28 protein-coding genes and 1 pseudogene are annotated in these 25,665 nt (G+C 60.9%); 21 read left to right on the forward strand and 8 right to left on the reverse strand.

Going from position 1 to position 25,665, the window contains the following annotated elements; genetic code table 11:
• Positions 1–67 precede the first annotated feature (67 nt).
• Together ACH2DG_RS06405 and radC are read right to left on the reverse strand one after the other, a co-directional pair.
• Positions 68–730, reverse strand: a pseudogene (locus ACH2DG_RS06405) (Smr/MutS family protein); the annotation flags it as partial.
• On the reverse strand, positions 727–1,425 hold the full coding sequence (gene radC, locus ACH2DG_RS06410) for a DNA repair protein RadC (RefSeq protein ID WP_395024988.1): 699 nt from the start codon (positions 1,423–1,425) through the stop codon (positions 727–729). The pseudogene ACH2DG_RS06405 and the gene radC, both read right to left, overlap by 4 nt.
• Before the next feature lie 68 nt (positions 1,426–1,493).
• Between radC and ACH2DG_RS06415 the strand changes: the two genes are divergently transcribed.
• From ACH2DG_RS06415 to serS, 3 genes are all read left to right on the forward strand, one after another.
• Positions 1,494–1,979: a peptidylprolyl isomerase gene (locus tag ACH2DG_RS06415; RefSeq protein WP_395024894.1), complete on the forward strand. Its 486-nt coding sequence runs from the start codon at positions 1,494–1,496 to the stop codon at positions 1,977–1,979.
• A gap of 2 nt (positions 1,980–1,981) precedes the next feature.
• The gene (gene ispH / locus ACH2DG_RS06420; RefSeq protein ID WP_184706688.1) at positions 1,982–2,965 is read left to right on the forward strand and encodes a 4-hydroxy-3-methylbut-2-enyl diphosphate reductase; all 984 of its coding nucleotides are present in this window, start codon (positions 1,982–1,984) and stop codon (positions 2,963–2,965) included.
• A gap of 142 nt (positions 2,966–3,107) precedes the next feature.
• Positions 3,108–4,424, forward strand: coding sequence for a serine--tRNA ligase (gene serS, locus ACH2DG_RS06425; protein WP_224151502.1), 1,317 nt, complete (start codon positions 3,108–3,110; stop codon positions 4,422–4,424).
• 125 nt (positions 4,425–4,549) lie between these two features.
• Here the strand turns inward: serS and ACH2DG_RS06430 are convergent, their stop codons facing one another.
• The 4 genes from ACH2DG_RS06430 to ACH2DG_RS06445 form a co-directional block, all read right to left on the reverse strand.
• Complete coding sequence (locus ACH2DG_RS06430) at positions 4,550–5,299, reverse strand: type 1 glutamine amidotransferase (protein WP_395024896.1); 750 nt, start codon at positions 5,297–5,299, stop codon at positions 4,550–4,552.
• A 103-nt stretch (positions 5,300–5,402) separates the two neighbouring features.
• Positions 5,403–6,692 carry a type II toxin-antitoxin system HipA family toxin gene (locus ACH2DG_RS06435; RefSeq protein ID WP_395024898.1) on the reverse strand — a complete coding sequence of 430 codons (1,290 nt, stop codon included), beginning with the start codon at positions 6,690–6,692 and terminating at the stop codon, positions 5,403–5,405.
• Entirely contained in the window at positions 6,685–7,164 is a 480-nt protein-coding gene (locus ACH2DG_RS06440) for an XRE family transcriptional regulator (protein ID WP_395024899.1), read from the reverse strand. The genes ACH2DG_RS06435 and ACH2DG_RS06440 overlap by 8 nt, the downstream gene beginning before the upstream one ends.
• A gap of 227 nt (positions 7,165–7,391) precedes the next feature.
• On the reverse strand, positions 7,392–7,889 hold the full coding sequence (locus ACH2DG_RS06445) for a ribosomal protein L7/L12 (RefSeq protein ID WP_395024901.1): 498 nt from the start codon (positions 7,887–7,889) through the stop codon (positions 7,392–7,394).
• 188 nt (positions 7,890–8,077) lie between these two features.
• On the opposite strand from ACH2DG_RS06445, the gene ACH2DG_RS06450 reads away from it, so the two are divergent.
• Complete coding sequence (locus ACH2DG_RS06450) at positions 8,078–8,368, forward strand: YkvA family protein (RefSeq protein WP_395024903.1); 291 nt, start codon at positions 8,078–8,080, stop codon at positions 8,366–8,368.
• Positions 8,369–8,483: 115 nt separating this feature from the next.
• On the opposite strand, the gene ACH2DG_RS06455 is transcribed toward ACH2DG_RS06450, so the two are convergent.
• Positions 8,484–9,398, reverse strand: a complete 915-nt coding sequence (locus ACH2DG_RS06455) for an NAD(P)-dependent oxidoreductase (RefSeq protein ID WP_395024904.1) — start codon at positions 9,396–9,398, stop codon at positions 8,484–8,486.
• Between the two features lie 253 nt (positions 9,399–9,651).
• Between ACH2DG_RS06455 and ACH2DG_RS06460 the strand changes: the two genes are divergently transcribed.
• The 11 genes from ACH2DG_RS06460 (at position 9,652) to nagZ (ending at position 19,238) form a co-directional block, all read left to right on the forward strand.
• The gene (locus ACH2DG_RS06460) at positions 9,652–10,134 is read left to right on the forward strand and encodes a DUF2501 domain-containing protein (protein WP_395024905.1); all 483 of its coding nucleotides are present in this window, start codon (positions 9,652–9,654) and stop codon (positions 10,132–10,134) included.
• A 213-nt stretch (positions 10,135–10,347) separates the two neighbouring features.
• Positions 10,348–10,719: a VOC family protein gene (locus ACH2DG_RS06465; RefSeq protein WP_395024906.1), complete on the forward strand. Its 372-nt coding sequence runs from the start codon at positions 10,348–10,350 to the stop codon at positions 10,717–10,719.
• A gap of 193 nt (positions 10,720–10,912) precedes the next feature.
• Positions 10,913–12,721: a translation elongation factor 4 gene (lepA, locus tag ACH2DG_RS06470; RefSeq protein ID WP_395024908.1), complete on the forward strand. Its 1,809-nt coding sequence runs from the start codon at positions 10,913–10,915 to the stop codon at positions 12,719–12,721.
• A gap of 12 nt (positions 12,722–12,733) precedes the next feature.
• The gene (gene lepB / locus ACH2DG_RS06475) at positions 12,734–13,702 is read left to right on the forward strand and encodes a signal peptidase I (RefSeq protein WP_395024909.1); all 969 of its coding nucleotides are present in this window, start codon (positions 12,734–12,736) and stop codon (positions 13,700–13,702) included.
• 25 nt (positions 13,703–13,727) lie between these two features.
• On the forward strand, positions 13,728–14,096 hold the full coding sequence (locus ACH2DG_RS06480; RefSeq protein ID WP_395024910.1) for a DUF4845 domain-containing protein: 369 nt from the start codon (positions 13,728–13,730) through the stop codon (positions 14,094–14,096).
• Entirely contained in the window at positions 14,097–14,780 is a 684-nt protein-coding gene (gene rnc, locus ACH2DG_RS06485; protein ID WP_395024911.1) for a ribonuclease III, read from the forward strand. It begins immediately after the preceding gene.
• A 78-nt stretch (positions 14,781–14,858) separates the two neighbouring features.
• Positions 14,859–15,851 carry a GTPase Era gene (gene era / locus ACH2DG_RS06490; RefSeq protein WP_395024989.1) on the forward strand — a complete coding sequence of 331 codons (993 nt, stop codon included), beginning with the start codon at positions 14,859–14,861 and terminating at the stop codon, positions 15,849–15,851.
• A gap of 210 nt (positions 15,852–16,061) precedes the next feature.
• The gene (gene recO, locus ACH2DG_RS06495; protein WP_395024912.1) at positions 16,062–16,823 is read left to right on the forward strand and encodes a DNA repair protein RecO; all 762 of its coding nucleotides are present in this window, start codon (positions 16,062–16,064) and stop codon (positions 16,821–16,823) included.
• A complete protein-coding gene (locus tag ACH2DG_RS06500; protein WP_395024913.1) occupies positions 16,820–17,590 on the forward strand; it encodes a pyridoxine 5'-phosphate synthase in 771 nt (256 codons plus the stop codon). The genes recO and ACH2DG_RS06500 overlap by 4 nt, the downstream gene beginning before the upstream one ends.
• A 55-nt stretch (positions 17,591–17,645) precedes the next feature.
• The gene (gene acpS, locus ACH2DG_RS06505) at positions 17,646–18,038 is read left to right on the forward strand and encodes a holo-ACP synthase (RefSeq protein ID WP_184706722.1); all 393 of its coding nucleotides are present in this window, start codon (positions 17,646–17,648) and stop codon (positions 18,036–18,038) included.
• A 108-nt stretch (positions 18,039–18,146) separates the two neighbouring features.
• The gene (gene nagZ, locus ACH2DG_RS06510; RefSeq protein ID WP_395024914.1) at positions 18,147–19,238 is read left to right on the forward strand and encodes a beta-N-acetylhexosaminidase; all 1,092 of its coding nucleotides are present in this window, start codon (positions 18,147–18,149) and stop codon (positions 19,236–19,238) included.
• A gap of 6 nt (positions 19,239–19,244) precedes the next feature.
• Here nagZ and ACH2DG_RS06515 read toward each other — a convergent pair whose 3' ends face one another.
• Complete coding sequence (locus tag ACH2DG_RS06515) at positions 19,245–20,171, reverse strand: LysR substrate-binding domain-containing protein (protein WP_395024915.1); 927 nt, start codon at positions 20,169–20,171, stop codon at positions 19,245–19,247.
• A gap of 296 nt (positions 20,172–20,467) precedes the next feature.
• Between ACH2DG_RS06515 and ACH2DG_RS06520 the strand changes: the two genes are divergently transcribed.
• The 6 genes from ACH2DG_RS06520 to ACH2DG_RS06545 all read left to right on the forward strand — a co-directional run bounded on the left by ACH2DG_RS06520 (position 20,468) and on the right by ACH2DG_RS06545 (position 25,658).
• On the forward strand, positions 20,468–21,751 hold the full coding sequence (locus ACH2DG_RS06520) for an MFS transporter (protein WP_395024916.1): 1,284 nt from the start codon (positions 20,468–20,470) through the stop codon (positions 21,749–21,751).
• Entirely contained in the window at positions 21,748–21,906 is a 159-nt protein-coding gene (locus ACH2DG_RS06525) for a hypothetical protein (RefSeq protein ID WP_395024917.1), read from the forward strand. The genes ACH2DG_RS06520 and ACH2DG_RS06525 overlap by 4 nt, the downstream gene beginning before the upstream one ends.
• Positions 21,907–22,058: 152 nt before the next feature.
• A complete protein-coding gene (locus ACH2DG_RS06530) occupies positions 22,059–22,886 on the forward strand; it encodes an ABC transporter substrate-binding protein (RefSeq protein WP_395024918.1) in 828 nt (275 codons plus the stop codon).
• A 329-nt stretch (positions 22,887–23,215) separates the two neighbouring features.
• Complete coding sequence (locus ACH2DG_RS06535; protein WP_395024919.1) at positions 23,216–24,043, forward strand: ABC transporter substrate-binding protein; 828 nt, start codon at positions 23,216–23,218, stop codon at positions 24,041–24,043.
• A gap of 26 nt (positions 24,044–24,069) precedes the next feature.
• A complete protein-coding gene (locus tag ACH2DG_RS06540) occupies positions 24,070–24,894 on the forward strand; it encodes an ABC transporter substrate-binding protein (RefSeq protein WP_395024920.1) in 825 nt (274 codons plus the stop codon).
• A gap of 68 nt (positions 24,895–24,962) precedes the next feature.
• Positions 24,963–25,658 carry an amino acid ABC transporter permease gene (locus ACH2DG_RS06545; RefSeq protein ID WP_395024921.1) on the forward strand — a complete coding sequence of 232 codons (696 nt, stop codon included), beginning with the start codon at positions 24,963–24,965 and terminating at the stop codon, positions 25,656–25,658.
• Positions 25,659–25,665 lie beyond the last annotated feature (7 nt).

Below are 25,665 nucleotides of genomic sequence, written 5' to 3' on the forward strand. Positions count from 1 at the left end.
CGTCCGCCAGCTTCTGCATCTGCAGCAAGGCATCGGCCGCTGCAGCCGCGCCCGTACCGGTTTGCGTGGGCCGCAGCAGCACCACCAGGGCGCCCGCTCCACCTTCTGCCGGGCGGGCCTGCACAAAGGCCAGCACTTCATTTTTCTGCACCAGCCAGCTGTGGACACGACCCTTGAGCACCGGCATGCGTCCTGGCGATCCCAGGCCCTTGCCGTGTACAACGCGCACACAGCGCAAGCCCTGGCGGTGCGACAGACGGATGAAACTGCCCAGCGCCTCGCGCGCCTCGTCGGTCCGCAGGCCGTGCAGGTCGATCTGGCGCTGGATGCTCCAATGCCCTGCACGCAGCTTGTGCACCACGTCGCGGCCAATGCCTTTGCGGCGAAAGCTCAGCTGTTCGTCGGTATCGAGCAGCGTGCTGGCATCGAATTCGTCGCTCATGGCCTCGATCAGCACCCGCTCCTCATCCGCCCAGTGCTGCAGCGGCAGTGGGTCGGGCGGGACGTTGTCCTGAATGACGTGGTTATGGCGTGGCAGGGGGCGCACGGCGCCCACCGCCCTGCGAAAGAGTTCCCGGTCGCGCTCGGCTTGGCGAAGTGCCAGCTGACGCGCCTGCTCCTCGGCCTTGCGCTGCGCCGCCTGTTCGCCTGCAAATGCGGCCAGAGCCTTGCGCAGCTGTTTCAAATCCCTGAGAGATGCAGCCGCTGCTGCTTTCTCCTGTTTGCTCACATCTCACCTTCCTCGGCCATCGACAGCGCGGCGCCAGGCGCAACGATGATATGGTCCAGCACATTCACATCCACCAGCGCCAACGCGGCCTTCAGGGTGTGCGTCAGCTGCCGGTCGGCTTGGCTGGATGCCACCTGGCCGCTGGGGTGATTGTGCGCCAAAATCACGGCTGAACAGTGGTGGTGCAGTGCGCGCAGCACCACTTCGCGTGGATAGACGCTGGTCTGGCTCAGCGTGCCCCGAAAGAGTTCTTCCAGCGCAATCAGCTGGTGGTGGCAATCCAGAAACAGCACGGCAAACACTTCGTGCTGCCTGTGGGCCAGATGCAACTGCAGAAACGCTTTGACGGGGGCAGCGCCGTCCAGCACGGTGCGTTGCTGCAACTGCTGGGCCATGGCACGGCGTGCCAGCTCCAGCACAGCCATCAACTCGGCCCGCTTGGCAGGGCCCAGTCCTTTGACCTCGCGCAAATCGGCGTCGCTGGCTTGCAGCAATCCCGACAAACCTCCAAAACTGTTCCTGGACTGGGGAGTACAGGGGGCCAGCAGTTCATTGGCCCACTGAAGAACGCCTTTGCCCGCCATGCCGGTGCGCAGCACGATGGCCAGCAACTCGGCATCCGTCAAGGCATTGGGGCCGCGTGCCAGCAGCTTTTCGCGTGGCAGGCTGTCTGGGGGCAGGTCTTTCATGGGCAGGCGGAGTTGGTTTTGGTGCAGGGTTTCACCCTACAACCTACAATACGAACCAGTTTATAGGGATTTGCATGACTACTCCGATGGCCCCCGTGACGCCGCTGCCTGCCGATGCGCCAGTGGTACAACCCGGATCGTTTCTGACCTTGCACTACCGCCTGGCCGGCCCGGCGGGCGATGTGATCAATACTTTCGAGGGCAAGCCTGCCACCTTGTCTCTGGGCATGGGCGAGCTCTCGCCCGAGGTTGAAAACCTGTTGCTGGGTCTGCCCGAAGGGGCGCACACCACGTTCCATGTGCCTGCCGGCATTGCCTTTGGAGAGCGCAATGCCGACATGGTGCAGTGGGTGGCACGCAGGCTGCTCAATGAACTGGGTGACCCGATGGAGCAGTACACCCAGGGCGATGTGGTGCAGTTTCCTACGCCCGATGGCAGCGGCACATACGCTGGGGTGGCTCTGCAGGTGCGCGATGACGGCGCCGTGCAATTTGACTTCAACCACCCTTTGGCGAGCCAGCCGGTGACGTTTGAGGTCAAGCTGATCGGGGTGCTTTGAGCATGCTGCGACCGCAAGAAATCGTTCTGGCCGAGCCGCGCGGCTTCTGCGCAGGGGTGGATCGGGCCATCGAGATCGTCGAGCGTGCAATCGAAAAATTTGGCGCGCCCATCTATGTGCGCCATGAGATCGTGCACAACACCTACGTGGTGAACGATTTGAAGGCCAAGGGCGCCATCTTCATCGAAGAGCTGGACGATGTGCCACCGGGTGCCACCCTGATCTTCTCCGCCCACGGCGTCAGCAAGGCGGTGCAGCAGGAGGCCGAGCGTCGCGGTTTCAGCATCTTTGACGCGACCTGCCCGCTGGTGACCAAGGTGCATGTCGAAGTTGCCAAGCTCGCCAAGGAAGGCTATGAGTTCATCATGATCGGCCACAAGGGGCATCCCGAGGTCGAAGGCACGATGGGGCAGCTGTCCGAAGGCATTCATCTGGTGGAAGACGTGGCGGATGTAGCCAGGGTCAACCCCGGGCAGACCGAAAAGCTGGCCGTGGTGACGCAGACGACACTGAGCGTGGACGACGCTGCCGAGATCACTGCAGCCGTCAAGGCGCGCTTCCCGCAGATCCGCGAGCCAAAGCAGCAGGATATCTGCTATGCAACGCAGAACCGGCAGGATGCCATCAAGGTGATGAGCCAGCAGGTCGATCTGGTGATCGTGGTGGGCAGTCCCACCAGCTCCAACAGCAACCGCCTGCGGGAGCTGGCCGTCAAGCTCGGAACACCCGGCTACATGGTGGATAACGCCGATGAGTTGAAGCCGGAATGGTTTGACGGCATTGCACGCGTAGGCCTCACTGCCGGTGCTTCGGCGCCCGAGGTACTGGTGGGGCAGGTGATCGACCGGATCAAGGAACTGGGCGCCGTCAGCGTGCGCAAGATGGATGGCATTCAGGAGACCGTCAAGTTTCCGCTGCCCAAGGGCTTGAAGATCGATGTGGGTGGGCTCGAAATCTCCGCCCGATCCCCGGAGACGGGGCACTGAAAATACTATCAAATTCGTAGCTGCCAGCGCTCTTTGACAGGGCGATAGCGGCCAAAAAACTAAAAGAATTCCCGGTCACGGGCTGCCCACCGGCCCGCCACCGCGAATTGCCAAGCATTGCTAAGAATTCCAAGAGGACACCATGCTCGATATTCAGCTACTCCGAAAAGACCTGGACGCGGTCGTCGCACGCCTGCAGACCCGCAAGAACCCCCAGGCATTTTTGAACGTTGACGCTTTCAAGACGCTGGAAGCGGAACGCAAGACCATCCAGACCCGAACCGAAGAGCTGCAAAGCAAGCGCAACCAACTGTCCAAACAGATCGGCATGCTGATGGGCAAGGGCGAGAAGGATGCCGCCGAGGCCGCCAAGGCCGAAGTGGCCGCCATGAAGACCGAGCTAGAGCAATCGGCTGCGCGCCTTGACCAGATTCAGGCCGAGCTGCAGGCCATGCTGGTGGCCGTGCCCAATCTGCCGCACGAATCGGTGCCTGTAGGCGCCGATGAGGAGGGCAATGTGGAAGTGCGCCGCTGGGGTACACCGAAGGCCTTTGATTTCGAGATCAAGGACCATGTGGACCTGGGCACGCCGCTGGGGCTGGATTTTGAATCAGGCGTCAAGCTGGCCGGTTCGCGCTTTACGGTGATGAAGGGCCAGATCGCCCGCCTGCACCGCGCGCTGGCGCAATTCATGCTCGATACGCAGACCGGCGACCATGGCTACACCGAGTGCTATGTGCCCTACATCGTCAACAGTGATTCGCTCAAGGGTACCGGCCAACTGCCCAAGTTCGAGCAAGACCTGTTTGCTGCCAAGAAGGGTGGCCAGGATGCAGAGCCGGTGCCCGATACCTCGGCGCTATACCTGATCCCGACCTCCGAAGTGCCGCTCACCAACCTGGTGCGTGACGAAGTGCTGGCCGAAGACCAGTTGCCCATCAAGCTGACCGCGCACAGCCCGTGCTTCCGCTCGGAAGCCGGGTCGGCCGGCCGCGACACGCGCGGCCTGATTCGCCAGCACCAGTTCGACAAGGTGGAGATGGTGCAGATCGTCCATCCCGACAAGAGCTATGAAGCCCTGGAAGAGATGACCACCCACGCCGAGCATGTGCTGCAAAAGCTCGGCCTGCCTTACCGGGTGATGAGCCTGTGCACCGGCGACATGGGTTTTGGCGCCGCCAAGACCTACGACCTGGAAGTGTGGGTGCCTGCACAGAATACCTACCGGGAAATCAGCTCGGTGAGCAACTGCGAAGCCTTCCAGGCACGCCGCATGCAGGCCCGCTTCAAGAATGCGCAAGGCAAGAACGAGCTGGTGCACACCTTGAATGGTTCGGGACTGGCCGTGGGCCGCACCCTGGTGGCTGTTCTGGAGAACTGCCAGAACGCCGACGGTTCGATCACCGTGCCGGAAGTCCTGCGTTCGTACATGGGTGGCGTGGCCGTGCTGAAGGTGTAAACCTTTTCGGCTCGCCAACCTGTAAAGCCGGTGCAGCGATGCACCGGCTTTTGCTTTGTGTGATGTTGGCCGAAGTGGCGGTGCGGTGGCGTCGAAGGGAGCCCAGGCGCAGCAGCCCTCCAGGCTTACGCCAGCGCCAGACGCGCCTCTCCCCACGGGGGCATGAAAAACAGGCGGGGGCGCTGCAGCTGCGCAGTCCAGGCGCTGTAGGTACGCGCTGCGATCTGGTGCAATTGGTTGATATGCATGGGCAGCTGCGCCAGTATCTGCGCCCTGGTCTGCACGGCTGGGCCACCCGCTTCGCGCAATTCGGGCGCTCCTTCATTGCACCAGTCACGCACGCTCTGGGCCGTGACTTCCAGATGGCCTTGAAAAGCCCAGTGCGGGCCATGCACAAAGCCTTTGTTCAGACAGTGGCTGCCGTACATGGTGCGGGTGGCGCCTTGCGGGATCTCAAAGGTGTCGTAGTGCCAGTTGAAGATGGTGGCCTGTGCGGGCAAATCCATGCGTGCCTGCGCGTGTGGGGTGATCCACACGCGGCTCCACCCGATATTGGCGCAGGGGTTGCGCCACACGCGCGCGCCCATGGCGCGGGCCAGCATCTGCGCGCCAAAACAATGGCCGAGCACGGGCACGTCACCAGCCAGCGCGTTTTGCAGCAGGCAGCGTTCTTGCTCGATCCAGCGCAGTTGTTCATTGGCGCAGTGGTTGCTTCCGAGCACGACGATGCCGCGATAGTCACGCGCGCGCATGGGAGTTCTACCCTCGTCGCAGGGGGAAATCAGCTCATAGGAGATGCCGCGCTGCCGCAGATGATCGAGCAATACGCCCGGGCCTTGCGAGGTTTCATGCTGGAGGATGGCGACAGGTTTCATACAGGGAGGCTTGGGATGCAAGCCCTTGGTGGAGAGGCCTCCAATGTAGGAACGCTGCCATTTAGCGCGCATCTAGACTGCGCACGGTGCTATCAAGATTGCATCAAGGTACCGAGACCGGGATACTGGCTGAGAGGTACGCCTTGCGCTGCAGGCGAAGTGCATCGCGGTCAATGCTGGCATGCAGCAGCGCCATGTCTGCAGCGCACACGCCGGACTGCACGAAATGTGCCTGCCAACCGTCCACCACCTGGGCTACTTGCTGAACCAGTGCTATGGCGCGCTGCCTTTTGATGCCGAAATCGTTGATTTCGGACAATGCGTTTTCAAGGGAGGACTCCGAGCCCATGCGGCCCACGGCCATCGCTTGGTAGCCCAGGTTCTGCAGGCTGGGCACTACGTCATAGGCGGGTGTCAGGTCGTAGTAGCCATCGGCCAGGTTCAGGCTGATGCTGTGGTTGCGTTCATGGTCGTCGGTGTTGTCCGTCAGGATATTGAACACCATGCGTTTGAACAGCTCTTCGCGCATGGCCACCTGCCGCTCAGGATGGCCCAGGCGCAGCAAGATGGTGGCCAGGGCGCTGTAGCTTTCAGGCAGGCCGGCGGCTCGCAGCGCAGTTTTGGCAGACAGGCAGTGCACGCGGTACGGGCCTGCGCGGTCAAAACGTTCAATGGTGAGTGCATGCCGTGCCTTGCCATGGCGCGAAGGCAGCGGCAGTACACCGGTGGCTGCAGCCCGAATGCCTGCCTTTGCGGCGAGAGTCATGGTGGCGTGCTCGATCAGGGGCGTGTCTACCGGGTCGTCCAGCTCGCTGAACTTGATGACGCAGTTGCCTTGCTCCGTCTGCAGCAAAGCCTTGGGGCGCGCACCACCCAGGGTGACACCGGGCTGCACCAGGCGCCGAATGTCGGGCGTGATGGGCGCCTGGGCCTGCACGTCTTCGACTGCAGCTGCCAACTGGGCCACATCCTGCAGGCGGGGGTAGGGGCCTAGCGCACGCGGAATGTATTCGTCTGCCGAGACGGAAACACCCAAGGCGCCAAAACGGTCGTCGCCAGCAAATAGCAGCATTTCCAGAATCGACAGCCGGGCAGGCCGGTCGATATGCCGGATGATGCGCTCGCCCCAGCGGTCGGGGCGTGCGTCATCCATCGCTCCTGGTGCGCTGGCTGGCTCTCCGGCGCTGAAAAGCTGGTTGGCTACGATGGGCAGGTCTTCGCTGAGCGGAAAGTTCCACCACGGCGGTGCGTAGACGAAGGTGGCGCAATCAGGCACCAGTTGTGACAGGCTCAGCGTACCTACCAGCACAGGTGCTGCAGGGTTCACCAAGGCCCATACATACAACTGGTCCTGCGGCAGGTAGCTGCGGGCATTGATGCTGGGTTCAGCCATCGTGCTTCTTGCTGGTGGATCCGGCCATCAGGGCGGCCAGGCCCTGGGCCGTGGACCAGGCTTTGGCTGGCTCGGCCACTCGGGGTGGGTACTGGCCCGTGATCGGGTTGGCTGCGGGGGCGTTGCGAGCCTCGGGCGCGGAGTATGGCGAATTTGCAGGCCTGCGTTTGGCACGAACCTTGGCCACTTCCTTCTCCAGCGCCGCGTGGTCGTTCAGGGGGGCTACCAGATCGGCCAGGCCCTGGGCCTGGTTGATCAGCCACATGCACATCACGTACGATGCCATGGCAACAGAGGGGTCTCCGCGCTCGATGCGAGCCATGGTGGGCTGGGAGATGCCGAGTTTCTTCGCCCATTGCGCCTGCGATTCCCCGCGGCGCTTTCGCGCGATGGCGATATTGTGCGCCAGCTGTTCAATCTGCTGGAGCACCGCTTGGGGATAGTCAGCGGGCGATGTGTTCTGGCGTGGCATTCATAGATGGTACTATTTTTCTTGTTTTAAGGATATCTATGAATATTTTATAGGAGATCGCTGAATGCCTGATGCGACAAAATATGGTCAGAAATATTCATAAAAGATGATATTCTTAATGAATTAATTCTTCTATGAATAAATTGGTGGTTTTGATTGCATGAATGCAGATGTGCGATGCGCTTCGGCAATTCTTCATGAATGGGTTGGTGGCTTGCCTGCATCTGCTACAGCAGCCCAAAATACCAGCAAGCTGCGGCAGCCAGCCCTGCCATCACCAGTCCGATCAATGCACGCTGGCCTGCTGATATGCCTTGCGTGCGGCCGGGCTCATAGCCCGGTTGTTGCCATGCGGCGCCAGGCGCAGAGTGCGCGTCGCTGGCGGGGCGGGCAGCATGGGTTTCGAGGCCGGTGGCCTGCCACTGCTGCGGATCACCGGATTCAATACGGTCCTTGGCTTCCTTCAGACCGATACTGGTCGCGTCCTTGAGCAATTTGATCGCCGCGAGCTTGTCGCCCCGGGCCAGCGCTGCTTCGATGGCGGGCGCCAGTTGCTGGCGTGTTGCGCCGTCCACTGCGAGTGGCTCGCCATCCAGCATGTCCTCCAGCATGGCCTTGGCTTCTGCCAGACCCAGGCCGGTCGCTTCGCGCAGTTGCTTGATGGCTTGCACCTTGTCTCCACGTCGCCAGGTGGCTTCGATGTCAGGCTGAATGGGTAATGTCATGATCGGTTACTTGCTATTAAATAAGGAGCTGTTGCGGGCATGGGGTGTCTGCTGCAGGCCGGTTTCATCAAGAAGTCTTGCCTTTCGCAAGTCTGGAAGGCTTGTAAAAATATACACAGAGTCTTGTCATCCCCCGGCCAGCCCGCACGTTAGAGTCTCGTCCGTTTCATTTTGAAGGAGTCTGCGCCATGTGGAAGCTCGGTCGCCTGCTGACGATGTTTCGCAAGGAATTGCTGCTTGCCTGGGCTGTGCTGCGGGATCCGCGTGCGCCCAAGGCCGCCAAGCTGGTGACGGTACTGGCGGCGTTGTACGTGATCAGCCCCATTGATCTGGTCTCGGACTTCATCCCCGTGCTTGGCTGGCTGGATGACGGCGTGATCGCATATCTGCTGCTGCAGTTGGCATTGCGGTTTTTGCCAGAGGAGTTGCTGGCTTCGCTGCGTGCACGTGTGGAGGCGCGGACCGCAGCTGCGCGCTGAATGCTCTGCGTTTGCAATCCTGTCAATTGATAGCAAATTGCATCCGCCAGTAAAGCGCAAAGGCCTGCAGAATGACTCAGCAGGCCTTTTTGATCGGGTTTCCGTCTGTGCAGGTTCAACCCGGTGTCCAACCTTTGGGAACCCGCGGCTTGTCAATTTTGGCCAGCTCGCACACCACGTCGGCCATTCCGGAGAAATCGATGCTGCCGTGCTGGCTGGCGCGCGCCAGGCTGTAGCTTTCGTGCACGGCAGCGGCCACCGGCATGGGCACTTTTGCGGCGTGCGCGGCATTCACCACAAGCGACATGTCCTTGTGTGCCAGGTCGATCGTAAATCCGGGCGTGGTGTCACCCACCAGTACCTTGTTGGCAAAGTTCATGCGCAACTGCCCGTTGGTGGCGGAGGTGCCCAGCAGCACTTGCAGGGTTTTGGTAATGTCCAGTCCAAAGCGCTGCGACAAAGCCAGCGCCTCGGCGTTCACCTGCGTCAGGCTGACGGCCACATAGTTGTTGACCAGCTTGGTGCGGCCTCCCGTACCTACCGGGCCGCAATGGTGTGTGGTGGTGCCCATGGCGTCCAGCAGGGGTTTGACCCGTGCAAAATCTGCATCGCTTGCGCCCACCATGAAGAGGGATTCGCCCCGATCCGCATGTTCGGCAAGGCGCCCCACGGGAGCGTCCACCACCGACAGGCCCTTGGCAGCAGCAAGCCGTGCCAGATTGTCGGTTGCCAGCGGATCGATGGTGCTCATGTCCATCAGGATGGAGCCCGGCCTTGCATTGGCAAATATGCCGTCGGCTGCCAGTGCCAGCTGCTCCACTTCGACGGATGAGGGCAGCATGGTGACGACAATGGAGCAATCCCGCGCAATATCGGCCACCGACGCGGCCTCGGCCCCCATGGCTGTCAGGTCGTTCACGGCGGTCTGGTTCAGGTCATGGACCTTCAGCGCAAACCCCTTTTTCACCAAATTGGCCGCCATGGACTTGCCCATGCGCCCCAAGCCGATAAAACCGATCCTGTCTGCCATCGTGCATCTCCTAGTTGCTGTGGGCGGATGATGCGGGAGTGATACCGCTTGCCCCTGTCAAAAACAAGACAGCACCGAGAGGCGCTTGGTGGGTTGCATGCATGGGTGTGCCGAGAAGCGTGAGGGGGCTACACGCTCTTACATGCTGGTGTGGGGTTTGCAAACTTCCACATTTGCAGCGACCACCTTCGTGCTACGGTAAGCCCCTCGGGCGGGAACGGGCCCGTCAACGTACTGGGAAAGGACCAACACCATGAAGAAACTTGCAATCTCCGCCTTTTTGCTGGCTGCCCTGGGCAGCGCCGGCTTTGTGGCCCAGGCTTCGGGGCTGGGCGATGCGGTCAAGGGCCAGTTGAGCGGTGCCACGGGCTCCAGCGGCAGTTCGTCATCGGCGGCCTCTGCGCTGAGCGGTGCACTGGGTGGTGGCGACGCATCGTCGCTCTCGGGCCTGGGTCTGACAGGCTCTGGCACAGCGAGCAATGCCGCAGGCGTCATTACCTACTGCATGAAGAACAACTATCTGAATGCCGATAAGGCAGCGCAGATGAAGAACCAGTTGCTTGGCAAGATCGGCCTGGGCCAGAAGGAAGAGCCCAAGGATGAGGGCTATGCCAGCGGGCTGGCAGGCATGATCAAGGGTGCCAATGGCCAGTCGTTCAGTCTCGACAGCATCAAGGGCAAGGCCAAGGAAAAGGCCTGTGATCTTGTGCTCGACAATGCCAAGTCGCTGCTGTAAGCAGAGGTCAGTCGGGCGCAGGCCTCTGAGAAAAGCAGCCTGCAGGTCGAAAACCGTGCTGGCTTTTTCATGGGGCGGTCGCATGGCGGACCAGCGCACCGGCCATGCAGTTTCTGCATGAAGATCAGCACCCTGGAAATGCATCGGGGTGGAGAGGCTTGCGCGTTCAAGCAAAGGTGGTGATCCTGGTGGCTATCCAGACAGGCGGTGCCTATGAAATTCGAATCGGTCTCTCCCATCTTTTCGGTCACAGACCTGCAGCAGTCGATGGACTTCTACCGGGATGTGCTTGGATTTGACATAGCCTGGTCCTGGGGTGATCCGCCAGATATTGCCGCCGTGTGCCGTGATTGCGTGGAAATCACCCTGATACAGCGCGCAGGAGCCAGTCCTGCTGGTGCTTCGCATGCCAGTTTCCGGGTCTCGGAAGTAGAGGCCTACTACCACGGGCTTGTGGAAGCTGGCGCCAGGATTGTCGTTCCCATTGGAGACCGTCCGTATGGCATGCGCGATTTCCGTATGGTCGACCCCAGTGGCAATGAATTGTCGATTGGGCAGATCATTGCCGGAGAGCATCAGGCCTAGAAGCGCGGAGCAACAGGGTTGGGCAGGGCAGGATCCTTTTCCGGATCGTGAAAAGGCGGTTGCCGTGCCAGCAGGCTTGGGGTGCTTTGCTTTTTGCCTACAATGCTTGCTTTCGGCTGGCTTTGCCCGCCGCTTTGGCGTGCCCGCCGTTGGGAAGCATCTGTTTCTCCGGCCTTTCTATTGTTGTTAGTTGATGCAGCACATTCGTAATTTTTCCATCATTGCCCACATTGACCATGGCAAATCCACCCTGGCGGATCGCTTGATCCAGCGTTGCGGAGGCCTGGCCGAACGCGAGATGGAGGCCCAGGTGCTGGACTCGATGGACATCGAGAAAGAGCGCGGCATCACCATCAAGGCCCAGACAGCCGCGCTGCAGTACAAGGCCAAGGATGGTCAGGTCTACAACCTGAACCTGATCGACACCCCCGGCCACGTGGACTTTTCCTACGAGGTGAGCCGTTCCCTGTCTGCCTGCGAAGGTGCGCTGTTGGTGGTGGATGCCTCGCAGGGCGTCGAAGCGCAGACCGTGGCCAACTGCTACACCGCGCTTGATCTGGGCGTGGAAGTGATGGCCGTGCTCAACAAGATGGACCTGCCTCAGGCCGATCCGGACAATGCCAAGGCTGAAATCGAGGATGTGATCGGTATCGATGCGAGCGATGCCATTCCCTGCTCGGCCAAGACCGGCATGGGCGTTGACGAAATCCTGGAGGCGGTCGTGGCCAAGGTGCCACCACCCAAAGGCAAGCCTGATGCCCCGCTGCGCGCAATGATCATCGACAGCTGGTTCGACACCTATGTCGGCGTGGTGATGCTCGTGCGCGTGGTCGATGGGGAACTGAAAAAGGGTGAGCGCTTCAAGATGATGGCCAGCGGCGCTGCTTATGAGGCCAACAACGTCGGCGTGTTCACCCCTGCCAACCAGCCGCGCGAGTCGCTCAAGGCGGGCGAGGTGGGCTACATCATTGCCGGCATCAAGGAATTGAAGGCCGCCAAGGTGGGTGACACCATCACGCTGGAAAAGAAGCTGCCCAACAACCTGGGCCCTGCCACCGAGGCGCTGCCGGGCTTCAAGGAAATCAAGCCCCAGGTGTTTGCGGGCCTCTACCCGACCGAAGCGTCCGAATACGACCAGTTGCGTGATGCGCTGGAAAAGCTGCAGCTCAACGATTCGTCGCTGCAGTTCGAGCCCGAAGTCTCGCAGGCACTGGGCTTTGGCTTCCGCTGCGGCTTTCTGGGCCTGCTGCACATGGAAATCGTGCAGGAGCGCCTGGAACGCGAGTTCGATCAAGACCTGATCACCACCGCGCCCAGCGTGGTCTACCAGGTGGTCAAGGGCGATGGCGAGGTCATCGATGTGGAAAACCCATCGAAGATGCCCGAAACCGGCCGCATCGAAGAGGTGCGCGAACCCATCGTGACGGTGCACCTGTACATGCCGCAGGATTATGTGGGCCCGGTCATGACCCTGGCCAACCAGAAGCGCGGTGTGCAGATGAACATGCAGTACCACGGCCGCCAGGTCATGCTGACCTACGAGATGCCGCTGGGCGAGATCGTGCTCGATTTCTTCGACAAGCTCAAGTCGGTGTCGCGCGGCTATGCTTCCATGGACTACGAGTTCAAGGAGTACCGGGCCTCCGATGTGGTCAAGGTCGATATCCTGCTCAATGGCGACAAGGTCGATGCGCTGTCCATCATCGTGCACCGCTCGCAGTCGGTATACCGGGGCCGGGCCGTGGTGGCCAAGATGCGTGAAATCATCAGCCGCCAGCAGTTCGATGTGGCCATCCAGGCCGCCATCGGTGCCAACATCATTGCGCGCGAAACCGTCAAGGCGCTGCGCAAGAACGTGCTGGCCAAGTGCTATGGCGGCGACATCACGCGTAAGCGCAAGCTGCTCGAAAAGCAGAAGGCGGGTAAGAAACGCATGAAGCAGATCGGCTCGGTGGAAGTGCCGCAAGAGGCATTCCTCGCGATTTTGCAAGTGGAAGAATAATTCAGAAGAACTATGCCAATCCTGACGACACTGATCCTGGCCGCTTTCGTGGGCTATATGGGCGCCTGGTACTCGGGTGCCATTGAAGGCAATTTTGCACTTTTGCTGTTCCTGGCCACTGTGGTGACGGGTGCCTACTGGCTGGCAGAGCGCTTCTACTTCCTGCCCAAGCGCCGCGCTGCGGCGGCCGCGCTCGAGGCATCTGCGGCAGAGCGCAGCTCGCAACTGGCTGCGCAGGGCATTCAGAAAGTGGATGGCCCGGATGTGGCAGAGGCCAAGACGCGTCTCCTGACGCAGCCCTGGTGGCTGGATTGGACCGCAGGTCTGTTCCCGGTCATTGCCGTGGTGTTCATTCTGCGCTCTTTCCTGTTCGAGCCGTTCAAGATTCCATCGGGCTCGATGATCCCCACCCTGCAGGTTGGGGACTTGATTTTGGTCAATAAATTCACCTACGGAGTGCGCCTGCCGGTACTCAACAAGAAAATCACCGAAGGCAATGCGCCCCAGCGTGGGGACGTGATGGTGTTCCGCTACCCACCGCAGCCCAGCATGGATTACATCAAGCGTGTGGTGGGGGTGCCTGGTGACGAGGTGGCCTACATCAACAAGCGTCTGACGATCAACGGCAAGCCCGTGCCCACGACCAACCAGCCCGATTATTTTGAGCAGGATGCAATGCGCTACTTCAAGCAGATTGAAGAGCAGTTGGGTGAGAAGACGCACAGGTCCATCATCAACCCCGATGTGCCCAACTTCGTGCAGGGTGTGACGGACTTCAAGTACAAGGAAAACTGCCGTTACTCGGTGGAAGGCGTGGTCTGCAAGGTGCCGGAAGGCCATTACTTCATGATGGGCGACAACCGCGACAATTCGTTGGATTCCCGTTACTGGGGCTTTGTGCCTGACGCCAATATTGTGGGCAAAGCCTTTTTTGTCTGGATGAATTTCGGTAACATCAAGCGAATTGGGTCATTTAACTAGAACAGCTTTTTGAGAGGGAATGTCTATGCGAGCCAACCAACCCACAACCCGTAGCCGCCAGCGCGGAATGTCCTTCATTGGCCTGGTGCTCTGGGGTTTCATCATTGTGGCGTTGGCAATTGTGGGCAGCAAGGCCGTTCCCATCGTGATCGAGAACATGAACATCAAGAAGGCAGCCATCAAGGCCGCCCGGCAAGGAACGACTGTTCAGGAAGTGCGTGCCATCTATGCACGGGCACAGGCCATTGATGACATGACTTCGGTCAATGACAAGGATCTGGAAGTGACCAAGGACCAGGAAGGCAAGGTTGTGGTGTCGTACAGCTATGAGCGCGACATTCCGCTGTACGGGCCGGTGTACTTGGTCTTCCGTTTTAACGATAGTGTGAAATAGGTGGAATCAGAACTCAGCCGATTGCAGGAACGCCTGCAGTACTCTTTCTCGAACGGTGCGTTGCTGCAGCGAGCGGTAACGCACCGTAGCTTTTGTGCGGAGCACAATGAGCGTCTCGAATTTTTGGGCGACTCGGTTCTGGGGCTGGCGGTATCGACCATGCTGTTCCAGAAGCTCAAGACCACGCCCGAAGGCGATCTCTCGCGTATCCGCGCCAACCTCGTCAAGCAAGATACCCTGCACCAGATCGCCCTGCGGCTGGAACTGGCCAAGGTATTGCGTCTTGGGGAAGGCGAGGCCAAGTCCGGCGGACGCGAGCGGCCCTCGATCCTGGCCGATGCCGTAGAAGCCATTATCGGCGCAGTGTATCTGGATGCCGGCTATGCCCAGGCCGAAGGAATCGTGCACCATCTGTACGAGCGCGTCGAGATTTCGCAGCATATGCCTGCTGCCTCCAAAGATGCCAAGACGGCACTTCAGGAGTGGCTACAGGCGCGCAAGCAGCCGGTGCCTCTGTATGAGGTGACCGGTACCACGGGTGCAGCCCATGCGCAGACTTTTCATGTGGACTGTACCGTGCCGGCCTTCAAGGCCAAGAGCCAGGGCGCGGGCCCATCGCGCCGCGCAGCAGAGCAGGCGGCCGCCGCCATCATGCTGCAACAATTGCAAACCCAGCACCGCTGAGCTTTTATGACGTCCAAGAAAACACCACCGCAAGTCACTGGCGCAGCGGATGCCTCCCAATTGCCATCGGGCCAGTCCATGGCCGATCTCGATGCCATGCTCGCTGCAGCCAAGCCTGGTTCGGCCGTGGCGCGTTCTGCAGATGAACCGGAATCTGCAGAAGTTGCACCCTTGGGTCCCCAGCGCTGCGGCCTGATCGCCATCGTCGGCAAGCCCAATGTGGGCAAATCCACCCTGATGAACGCCCTGGTGGGCCAGAAGATCTCGATCACCTCGCGCAAGGCGCAGACCACGCGGCACCGCATCACGGGCATCCGCAGCCGGGGCAACACGCAATTTGTGTTTGTCGACACGCCTGGGTTCCAGACCAAGCACTCCACGGCCCTGAACAAATCGCTGAACAAGACCGTCATGGGCGCGATTGGCGATGTGGACCTGATCCTGTTCGTGGTGGAGGCGGGCAGCTTCACGCTGGCTGACGCCAAGGTGCTGAGCCTGTTCAAGCCCGGCATTCCCACCTTGCTGATTGCCAACAAGCTCGATAACGTGCACCGCCGCCACGAGATTGCGCCCTGGCTGCAGGGCATGCAGGAGCGTCATCCGTTTGCCGAGTTCGTGCCCATGTCGGCCAAGAACAAGGGCGATATTGAGCGCCTGTTCGGTATCTGCGAGAAATACCTGCCCGAGCAGGCCTGGTTCTATGGCGCAGATGAGTTGACCGACCGCAGCGAAAAGTTTCTGGCGGCCGAGACCGTCCGCGAAAAGCTGTTCCGCTTCACCGGCGACGAGCTGCCCTATACCTCTACCGTGGTCATCGACAAGTTTGACGAAGAGCCGAGCAAGGCGCATGGCCGCTTCATGCGCATTGCCGCGACGATTGTGGTGGAGCGCGACGGCCACAAGGCCATGGTGATCGGCGAAAAGGGTGAAAAGCTCAAGCGCATCAGCACCGAGGCACGGCAGGAGCTGGAAAAGCTCATGGGCGCCAAGGTGTTCCTCGAAATCTGGGTCAAGGTCAAATCCGGCTGGGCAGACGACGAGGCCCGCGTCAAATCCTTTGGCTACGAGTAAGCAGTGCTGCGTGCCTGTGGCTTCTGTCCGGCAAAAAACATATCTGTTTGCGCACGCCCTTGCTGGGTTTGAAGTAGAAAATACTTTGAAACCCAATATGGGTGTGCATTGATAGCTCTTACTTTGGAAAGGCTGCCAAACAGCAGCGCCCAGTGAAGGCACCCGCGCCGTCTGCCTTTGCATTGAACCCTGCGCGCAGCCCGCAAGCCCATGGCCGTCAAACGCGTCAACGACGAACCTGCCTTCATCCTCCATCGCTATGACTGGAGTGAATCCAGCCTGATCCTGGAGTGCTTCACGCGCCACCGCGGGCGTGTGGCGCTGGTGGCCAAAGGGGTGAAAAAGCCGACCTCCAGCTTTCGCCCTGTGCTGCTGGCGCTGCAGCCGCTCAAGCTCTCATGGGGCATGGGTGGCGACGGTGCGTCCGACATCCACACGCTCAAAAGCGCGGAATGGGTGGGCGGCCACACCATGCCGGTGGCCGAAGGCCTGCTGTCCGGCCTGTACCTGAACGAACTTCTGATGCGCTTGCTGGCGCGTGAAGACCCGTTTGCTGACCTATTCGACATATATGCCGGGGTGGTGCAGGTGTTGGCTACAGGCCACGAAGAAGTGCTAGAGCCTGTGCTGCGCGCCTTCGAGTTGCTATTGCTGCGCGAGCTGGGCCACCTGCCTTCGCTGGCGGTGCAGACCCTCTCTCTGCAGCCGGTGCAGGAGAACGCGCACTATGTGCTGGTGCCAGAGGCGGGCCTGCGTGAAGCCACTCGCAATGACCGGGCCAGCCTCTGCGGCAGCCAGTGGCTGCAGCTGGAGGCTGCGCTGCACACCGCAAATCCTTATCCGCAGGTATTGAGGGCTTGCGTGTTGTGTGCGGGCGAGTTAAAAGCACAATTGCGTGCTGTGCTGCAACACCATTGCGGCCAGCCGGTACTGCGTACCCGCCAGTTGATGATGGACATCCAATCGCTATGACCACCCCCGTGAAAACCGCCTTGTCGGTCAACCTCAACAAGGTTGCCTTGATCCGTAACACCCGCCATCTGGGCATTCCCAGTGTCACCCGCGCCGCGCGCCTGTGCCTGGAAGCGGGCGCCCAGGGCATCACGGTGCACCCCCGCCCGGATGAACGCCACATCCGGGCCGAGGACGTGGAAAAACTGGCCGAGGTCGTGGCCACCTGGCCCGTGCCACGCGAGTTCAACATCGAAGGCAACCCTTTCCACAACCTGATGGAGTTCGTGCGCAAGTACCGCCCGCACCAGGCCACCTTCGTGCCCGATGGCGAAGACCAGTTCACCAGCGACCACGGCTGGAGCTTTCCGCAAGATGCCGAGCGCCTTCGTCCCCTGATTGCCGAATGCAAGGCGCTGGGCGTGCGCGTGAGCCTGTTCATGGATCCCATCCCCGAGCAGATGGCTGCGGTCAAGGCCGTCGGCGCCGACCGGGTGGAGCTGTACACCGAACCTTATGCCGCAGCCTTTGGCACGCCTGAGCAGAGCACGCAGATTCGTCAGTACGCAGCAGCCGCGCAGGCAGCGCAGGCAGCAGGCCTGGGGGTGAACGCCGGGCACGACCTGAGCCTGCGCAACCTCACACCATTTGTTGCCAATGTTCCGGGCGTGCTCGAAGTCTCCATTGGCCATGCCTTCGTGACCGATGCACTGGAGCTGGGCTACGCCGAAGCCGTGCGCGCCTATCTGCGGTCTCTCGCGGCGCGGCCGGATGGGGTGCTCCTGTAATAATAGCTAATTGCGCTCACTGGTTGGGCGCTGGCGGCTGCTTTTCTTCAGAACCATGATCTACGGTATTGGCACCGACATCTGCGATATCCGCCGCATTCGCGCCACCCTGGAGCGCCAGGGCGAGCGCTTTGCCCACAAGGTGCTGGCCGAGGGCGAGCTGGCCACATGGCGGCGCCGTTCCGAGCGCTGGCCTGACCGCGGCGTGCGCTACCTTGCCACGCGCTTTTCCGCCAAGGAAGCCTTCAGCAAGGCCGTGGGGCTGGGCATGCGCATGCCCATGACCTGGCGCCACTGCGAAATCATCAATTTGGCAAGCGGCAAACCCGCCATTGCCCTGCATGGTGAACTGGCCACCTGGTTTGCTGCGCAAGGGCTCACGGCGCACATCACCGTGACCGATGAGGTTGACTACGCGGCGAGTTTCTGTGTGGTGGAAAAGCTGTAGCAGCCCCTTCAACTCAAGCTATAAAGTCTGTTGGCGTATAACTGGTAAGCGCCAATAGCTATTGTTTTCATAGTATTCATCTGCTTCTTCCTGCTGACATTCCTGCCCATGACCATGCACGCACCACTGATCATCGATATCGCCGGCAAACAGCTCACTGACGTGGACCGCAAGCGTCTGGCCCACCCGCTGGTGGGCGGCATCATCCTGTTTGCCCGCAACTGGGAAAACCGCTCTGCACTGGTGCAGCTGTGCGCCGATATCAAGGCCGTCAAGCCGGACCTGCTGATCTGTGTCGATCACGAAGGTGGGCGCGTGCAGCGCTTTCGCTCGGACGGCTTCACGCACCTGCCGCCCATGCGTGCCTTTGGCCAGATGTGGATGGATGATGGCAAGGGTAGCAAACACCGCGAGGGCAGCGGCGCCATGCGCGCCATGAACGCAGCCACTGCGGCGGGTTATGTGCTGGGTGCAGAGCTGCGCGCCTGTGGCGTGGATTTCAGCTTCACGCCGGTGCTCGATCTTGACTATGGCGAAAGCTCTGTCATCGGCGACCGCAGCTTCCACCGCGATCCGCGCGTGGTGGCGTCGCTTGCCAGGAGCCTGATGCATGGCCTGCTGCAGGCGGGCATGGGCAACTGCGGCAAGCATTTTCCCGGTCATGGTTTCGTCAAGGCCGATTCGCATGTCGACATTCCTGTCGATACGCGCAGCCTCTCTGCCATTCTGGCCGAAGACGCCGCGCCGTACCCCTGGCTGTCCAGTGTGCTCACGGCCGTCATGCCTGCCCATGTCATCTACCCCAAGGTCGACAAACGCCCCGCAGGCTTCAGCGAAAAATGGCTCAAGGACGTGCTGCGCAGCCGCCTGCGCTATGACGGCGCTATTTTCAGCGACGACCTCAGCATGGAAGGCGCCCGCCGCATTGGGGGCAAGCTCATCGGCTACACCGACGCAGCCCTGGCGGCCCTGAATGCGGGCTGCGACATGGTGCTGCTGTGCAACCAGAGCCTGGGCCTGGGTGCACATGTGGACGAACTGCTTGCCGGTATGGACGCGGCGTTGCAGGGCGGCCGCTGGGTGCCCGATGCGGATTCCGAATCGCGCCGCCTTGCTCTGTTGCCCGACACCGAGCCCCAGGCCTGGGACGACCTGATGCACCAGCCTGCCTACCGCAATGCGCTGGACCTGCTGGTCTGATCTTTTTCAGGCGACGACACCCGCTTCCTCGCGCACCCATTGCGCAAAGCGTGCCAGCGCGCCCTGGGCGCCGTCCGCATGGCGCTGGCGGGCTGAGGCAAAGGGCACCAGCCAGTAGCCATAAGGGCTGAGCGTGGGGTCGATGGGGCCGAGCGCCACGAGGCGCCCGTCATCCAGCATCGGGGCAATCAGCTCATAACGGCCAATTGCCACCCCTTGCCCGGCAATGGCAGCATGAATCACCTGGTCGTACTGGTTGTAGCGCAGCATGCGCTGCGTGCCGCTAGCGGGCAAGCCCTGCGCCTGCAGCCAGCCATGCCAATGCAGCCAGGGCCGGTTGGGCAAATCCAACTCCAGCAGCACCAGACTGTCGACTTGTGCAGGTGTTTTCAGCTGTGGTGCGTTCAGTGACGGATGGGCCACCGGCACCAGTGACTCGCCAAACAGACGCTGCGCTCCGGCAGGGGCGTCCTGCGCCGCGCAGTAGCGGATGGCCAGGTCGATATCCGGTGTCTGCGGGCCATGCAGCCGGTTGTCTGCAGCCACGCGCACATCCACATCAGGGCAGCGCTGCTGAAAGCGGCCCAGGCGCGGCAGCAACCACAGCGCGGTGATGCCGATGCTGGCAGAGACAGTGACGCTATGGCGCTGGCCCTGTGCGGCAATCTGCGCCAGCGTGCCATGCAGCGCGTGCAGATGCTGGGCAGCGCTCTGATACAGCCGCTCGCCCGCTGTGGTGAATGCAATGCTGCGGTGGCCTCGCACCAGCAGGGCCACACCCAGGGTTTGTTCCAGCTGGCGGATCTGCTTGCTGACGGCCGATTGGGTCAGATACAGATCCTGGGCTGCCAAGGTGATGCTCATGCGCTGGCCCACGGCAACCAGGGTGCGAAGCAGATCCAGCGAAGGCAGGGGAGAGAGCGGTTTAGGCATTCCTGATATTCATGTGAAGGGGGACGAATATTCGTTTGAACTGGGAACAGCAATCCCCTGTAATAAGGCCACTCTAGCGCAATTTTCAGGTTTTTCATGCGCGGTGAATGTTCGAACTGTGTTGTAACGCCTACGGTCTCACCTTCGCTCGTGCGGTCAGGTTCACATTCCCATCAGCGATGGGAGCCTGCTGGAAAGGACGCTTCTGGTTCGCTGCTGCGTGAGGGGCAGCGAGCCCTGGCAACGCACCGATCAGCCAGCTGCAGCATGCGGCGGCGCAGCCCACCGAGGACAACATGACCACCCATTCCAACCATTTCTCATCTCACTTGCAGGAGGAAGCATGGCGCTACCGCTGGCAGTTGGTGCTGGCCGGCGGCATCATCATGGGCTGCGCATTGGGCATACGCCATGTGCAGGGCCTGTTGATGCAGCCCGTCATTCTGGAGCGCGGCTGGAGCCGTGAAGATTTCGCCTGGGCCGTGGCGCTGCAGAACCTGGTGTGGGGGCTGGCCCAGCCCTTCACCGGCATGGTGGCCGACCGCTTTGGCGCCGTACGGGTCATGCTGGCCAGCGCTGCGCTGTATGCCTTGGGCCTGGTGCTGATGGCGCAATCGCAGAGCACCTGGCTGCTGACCTGGGGCGATGGGGTGTTGGTGGGTATTGCCCTGTCGGGCACGGGCTTTGCGGTGGTCTATGGTGCGCTCAGCCGCTTGTTTTCTCCGGCGCAACGGCCTTGGGCGCTGGGTGTGGCGGGCGCATTGGGCGGCTTGGGCCAGTTTCTGATGGTACCCCTGACCCAGAGCCTGTTGCTGCAGTGGCATTGGCAGCCGGTGGTGCTGGCGCTGGCCGCCGTCATGGCTGTGGCGGCCCCGCTGGCGCTGTTGCTGCGCCAGCGCACACCTCTACCGGCGGGCGGACAGGCGGCGCCTGCCGAACCTGCAGAACCTGCCTTGGACATGCGTAGCGCGCTGCGGCAGGCCTTTGGCCATCAGGGGTTCTGGCTGCTCAATGCCGGCTTTCTGGCCTGTGGCTTTCAGCTTGCCTTCATTGCCGCGCACCTGCCCGCCTATCTGCTGGACCAGGGGCTGGGGGCGCGGGAGGCCGGCATCTGCCTGGCGCTGGTGGCGCTGGCCAATGTGTTTGGTACCTATGCCTGTAGCTGGGCGGGCGGCTGGATGCGCCGCAAATACGCACTGGCGCTGCTGTACCTGGTGCGATCGGCCATCATGCTGTGGTTCGTGCTGACGCCGGTTTCTGCTGCCACTGCCTATGTCTTTTCTGTGGTCATGGGCCTGCTGTGGCTGGGCACCGTACCGCTCACCAACGGCCTGATCGCACAGGTGTTTGGCGTGCGCTACCTCAGCACCTTGTTTGGCTTCGTGTTCTTTGGCCATCAGGTGGGTGGCTTTCTGGGCGCCTGGCTGGGCGGACTGGTCTATGACGCCACCCATTCGTACCTGTGGCTGTGGTGGGCTGCCATTGCCTTGGGAGTGCTTGCCGCATTGCTGCACTGGCCTATCCGAGACGCGGCGCTGGGTGAGGCTCGCGCAAACCGGCTTGCGCCTGTTGCGCAATGAAAGAGCGGGCCCATAGGTACCGGCGCATAAAAAGCTTTGCGGTGGTCAGCCTGCTGGCGGGCCTGGCGGCGACCGTATTGGTGTGGGCCTGGCGGGCCTGGATGGCTCCCGAATTGCTGATGCGCCTGCTGGCGGGCTTTTCGCTGTGCAATTGAGCAGGCCTGCCGGCGCCACATGCCGTCCAAGGCAGCAGTGACTGGTTTTGGAATTTTCATATGACTTAAAAATAGTATTGCATCGCTTTTCATAACCATAGAATTTATGACACGGTTTCGCTCGGTGGCGGAACAGAACAAGGAACGATGCAATGAAGACCGGTGTATGGGCTGCCACTGCGGCGGCGTTGGTATTGCTGACAGGCGTGGCAAAGGCAGATCTGCTGGCAGATATCCAGAAAAAGGGCGAGCTCGTGGTGGGCGTGCTGGGCACGGATGAGCCCAACAGCTTCATCGATCCCAAAACCCGCGAACTGGTGGGCTACGACGTGGATCTGGGCAAGGCAGTCGCGCAGAAGATCGGCGTCAAGCCCGTGTTCAAGCAACTGACAGTAGCTGCGCGTATTCCGGAGCTGCAGCAAGGCCATGTCGATCTGCTGGCCGCATCGCTCACCCACACCAAGGAGCGCGAAGCGCAGCTGGATTTCTCCATCACCACCTTTGTGACCGGCCAGACCGTGCTGGTCAAGAAGAGCAGTGGCATCAATGATGTGCCGGATCTGGCGGGCAAGCGTGTGGTCACGGTCAAGGGCGGCACGCAGGAGCCCAACACCAAGAAGGCCGTGCCGACTGCGACCGTCATCACCTTCGACACCGCACCGCAGGCCTTCCAGGCCTTGCAGCAGGGCAAGGGTGCAGCCTTTGTCAACGATGACAAGAGCGTGGTGCGCGCCCTGGTGCAACTGGGCGACAAGGGCAAGGATTACAAGATTCTGCCCTCCAACCTGAGCATCGAGCCTCTGGCGCTGGGCATCAAGAAGGGCGAGAGTGGATTGAAACAGGTAGTGGACAGCACGCTGCGCGAGTTGGAAGCCAGCGGCAAGGCCGAAGCCCTGTACGAGCAGTGGTATGGGCAGCGGAGCCCCCTCAAGATGCCCAAGCGCAACTTCAAGTTTGACAGTGACCAAGTGACAGAGTGATCGCGCTGCGGTTGCCCGAAAAGTTACAAAGCGCTCGCAAGAGCGCTTTGCCTTTGACGACGTTGTCTCAAAGGTGAGACAGGCCTTGAGTGACTTTACATGACGCGATTTACAAGAAGCCGATAGCCGCTTCCCAGGTTGTAGGCGTTCTGAGAGCGCACATCCCTGCATGTGGACCCCCATATGTGCGTTTGCAGCATCATCGGGTTTGCGAGAGCGCCCGTCTTTCCGGGCCACTGCTACAGTGCTCTTTGGCCTGAAACCGATACGCAAGGTCCATTCCCTGCGTTGGCCGGACATTCAGAGCTGTATATATGACAAGGAGCACTATGAAAAGGCGTGTGTGGGTGGCAGCAGTGGTCAGCCTGGTATGGATGGCTGGTGCGGCGAATGCAGACCAGTTGGCCGATATCCAGAAAAAAGGCGAGTTGATCATTGGGGTCTACGGCTCCAGCGAGCCTTTCAGCTTCATCGATCCCCAGACCCGCGAGATGGTCGGCTACGAAGTGGACATTGGCAAGGCCGTCGCCCAGAAGCTGGGGGTCAAACCTGTCGTCAAGCAGCTCAATCTGGCAGCTCGCATACCCGAGCTGCAGCAAGGCCATGTCGACATCCTTGCCGCAGCACTGACGCACAACAAGGAGCGCGAGGCGCTGGTAGATTTTTCTTTGACCACCTATGTCACTGGCCAGAAAGTCATGGTCAAGAAAACCAGTGGCATCAATGACGTGCCGGACCTGGCAGGCAAGCGTGTGGTGACCGCCAAGGGCAGCACGATGGAGGTCAATATCCGCAAGGTGGTGCCTACTGCAGTGATCGTGACCTTTGACACCTCTCCCCAGGCTTTTGTAGCTTTGCAGCAGGGCAAGGCCGTGGGCTTTGTCAACGACGAGATCAGTCTGGTGCAGGCCAACTACGAGTTGGGCGAGCGCAGCAAGGACTACCGTGTGCTGCCCATGAACCTGAGCACCGAGCCCTTGGCGCTGGGCATCAAGAAAGGCGAAGCCGGTTTCAAGAAAATGGTGGATGACCTCCTGCGTGAGATGGAGGCCAGCGGCGCTGCCAATGCCCTGTACGAAAAATGGTTTGGTCAGCAGAGCAAATTGAAACTGCCCGCGCGCAGTTTCAAGTGGGACAGTGACAAGATCAGCGAATAAGTGAAACAACACAACAAGGAGTTGATATGAAAAGACGTGTATGGATTGCAGCCGTTGCCAGCCTGGTAGCGGCCAGTGGCATGGCGCATGCCGACCAGGTGGCCGATATCCAGAAGAAGGGCGAGCTCGTGGTGGGCGTGCTCGGTACGGACGAGCCTTTGAGCTTTATCGACCCCAAGACCCGTGAACTGGCGGGCTATGACGTCGATCTGGGCAAGGCCGTGGCGGCCAAGCTCGGCGTCAAGCCGGTGTTCAAGCAGATCACGCTGGCAGCACGCATCCCCGAGTTGCAGCAAGGCCACATCGACCTGCTGGCCGCGTCCCTCACGCACAACAAGGAGCGTGAGGCACAGATCGACTTCTCGCTGACCACATTCGTGGCGGGCCAGAAGGTGCTGGTCAAGGCAGGCAGCGGCATCAAGGATGTGGCAGATCTGGCCGGCAAGCGTGTATCGACGGCCAAGGGCAGCTCGATGGAAGTGAACATCAAGAACGCCGTGCCCACCGTGACCGTGGTCTCCTTCGACACTTCGCCCCAGGCACTGGTGGCAATGCAGCAAGGCAAGGTGGCTGCCTTCGTCAATGAGGACCAAAGTCTCGCACGGGCCCTGGTGCAGATGGGTGACCAGCGCAAGGACTATGTGATGCTGCCTACCAGCATCAGCTCCGAGCCACTGGCACTGGGCATCAAAAAGGGCGAAGCAGGCCTCAAGAAGGTCGTGGACGACACCCTGCGCGAGCTGGAAGCCGGCGGCAAGGCCGAATCCATGTACGAGCATTGGTTCGGTCAGCAAAGCGCACTGAAGCTGCCCAAACGCAGCTTCAAGTTCGAGACCGACAAGATCGACTGAACGCGGACCAGCGCTGTGAATGACAAGGCGCTGCTCCCAGCGCCTTGTCATGTTTTTGGATATCTGAGATGACGACTTTTGATGTGCAGATGCTCTTGTCGGGCCAGTACCACGATATGTTGGTGGCCGGCTTCAAGATGTCGCTGCAGTACTTGTTCTACGCCTTCTGGATTGCGCTGCCGCTTGGTCTGGTGATCGCCCTGTGCCGTCTGTCGCCGTTCAAGGCGCTGCGCTGGATCGGCGCCACCTATGTCGAGGTGATCCGCAGCATTCCGCTGCTGGCGCATATGCTGTTCTGGTACTTTGGCGTGCCAGAGCTCTTGCCTGCAGCATGGAAGGAAGCGCTTTACGCCGGGCCCGTCGAATCGATCTGCGCCGTGATGGCCTTGGGTGTTTACACTGCGGCCTACATGGCAGAAGACATCCGCAGCGGCATCCGCGCCGTGCCTGCTGTGCAGATGGAGGCATCGCGCGCGCTGGGGCTGACCTACATGCGCACCATGCGCCTGGTAATCCTGCCACAGGCCTTGCGCTTCACGGTGCCGCCCCTCATCTCGCAGACCTTGAACATGTGGAAGGGCACGTCAATCGCCACCGTGATCGGTGCGGCCGAGATGATGTACCAGGCCGGACAGGTGGAGAGCCAGTCCTTCCGCAGCTTTGAAGCCTTTGCATTTGCGAGCGTGGCCTATCTGGCCGTCTCGCTGGTGATCACCTTTGCCGCCATCTGGTTCCAGCACCGCTATCCGGTGCGCACGATGTAAGGAATGC

Source organism: Comamonas odontotermitis, from assembly GCF_040396735.1.
Classification (GTDB): Bacteria; Pseudomonadota; Gammaproteobacteria; order Burkholderiales; family Burkholderiaceae_C; genus Comamonas; species Comamonas odontotermitis_C.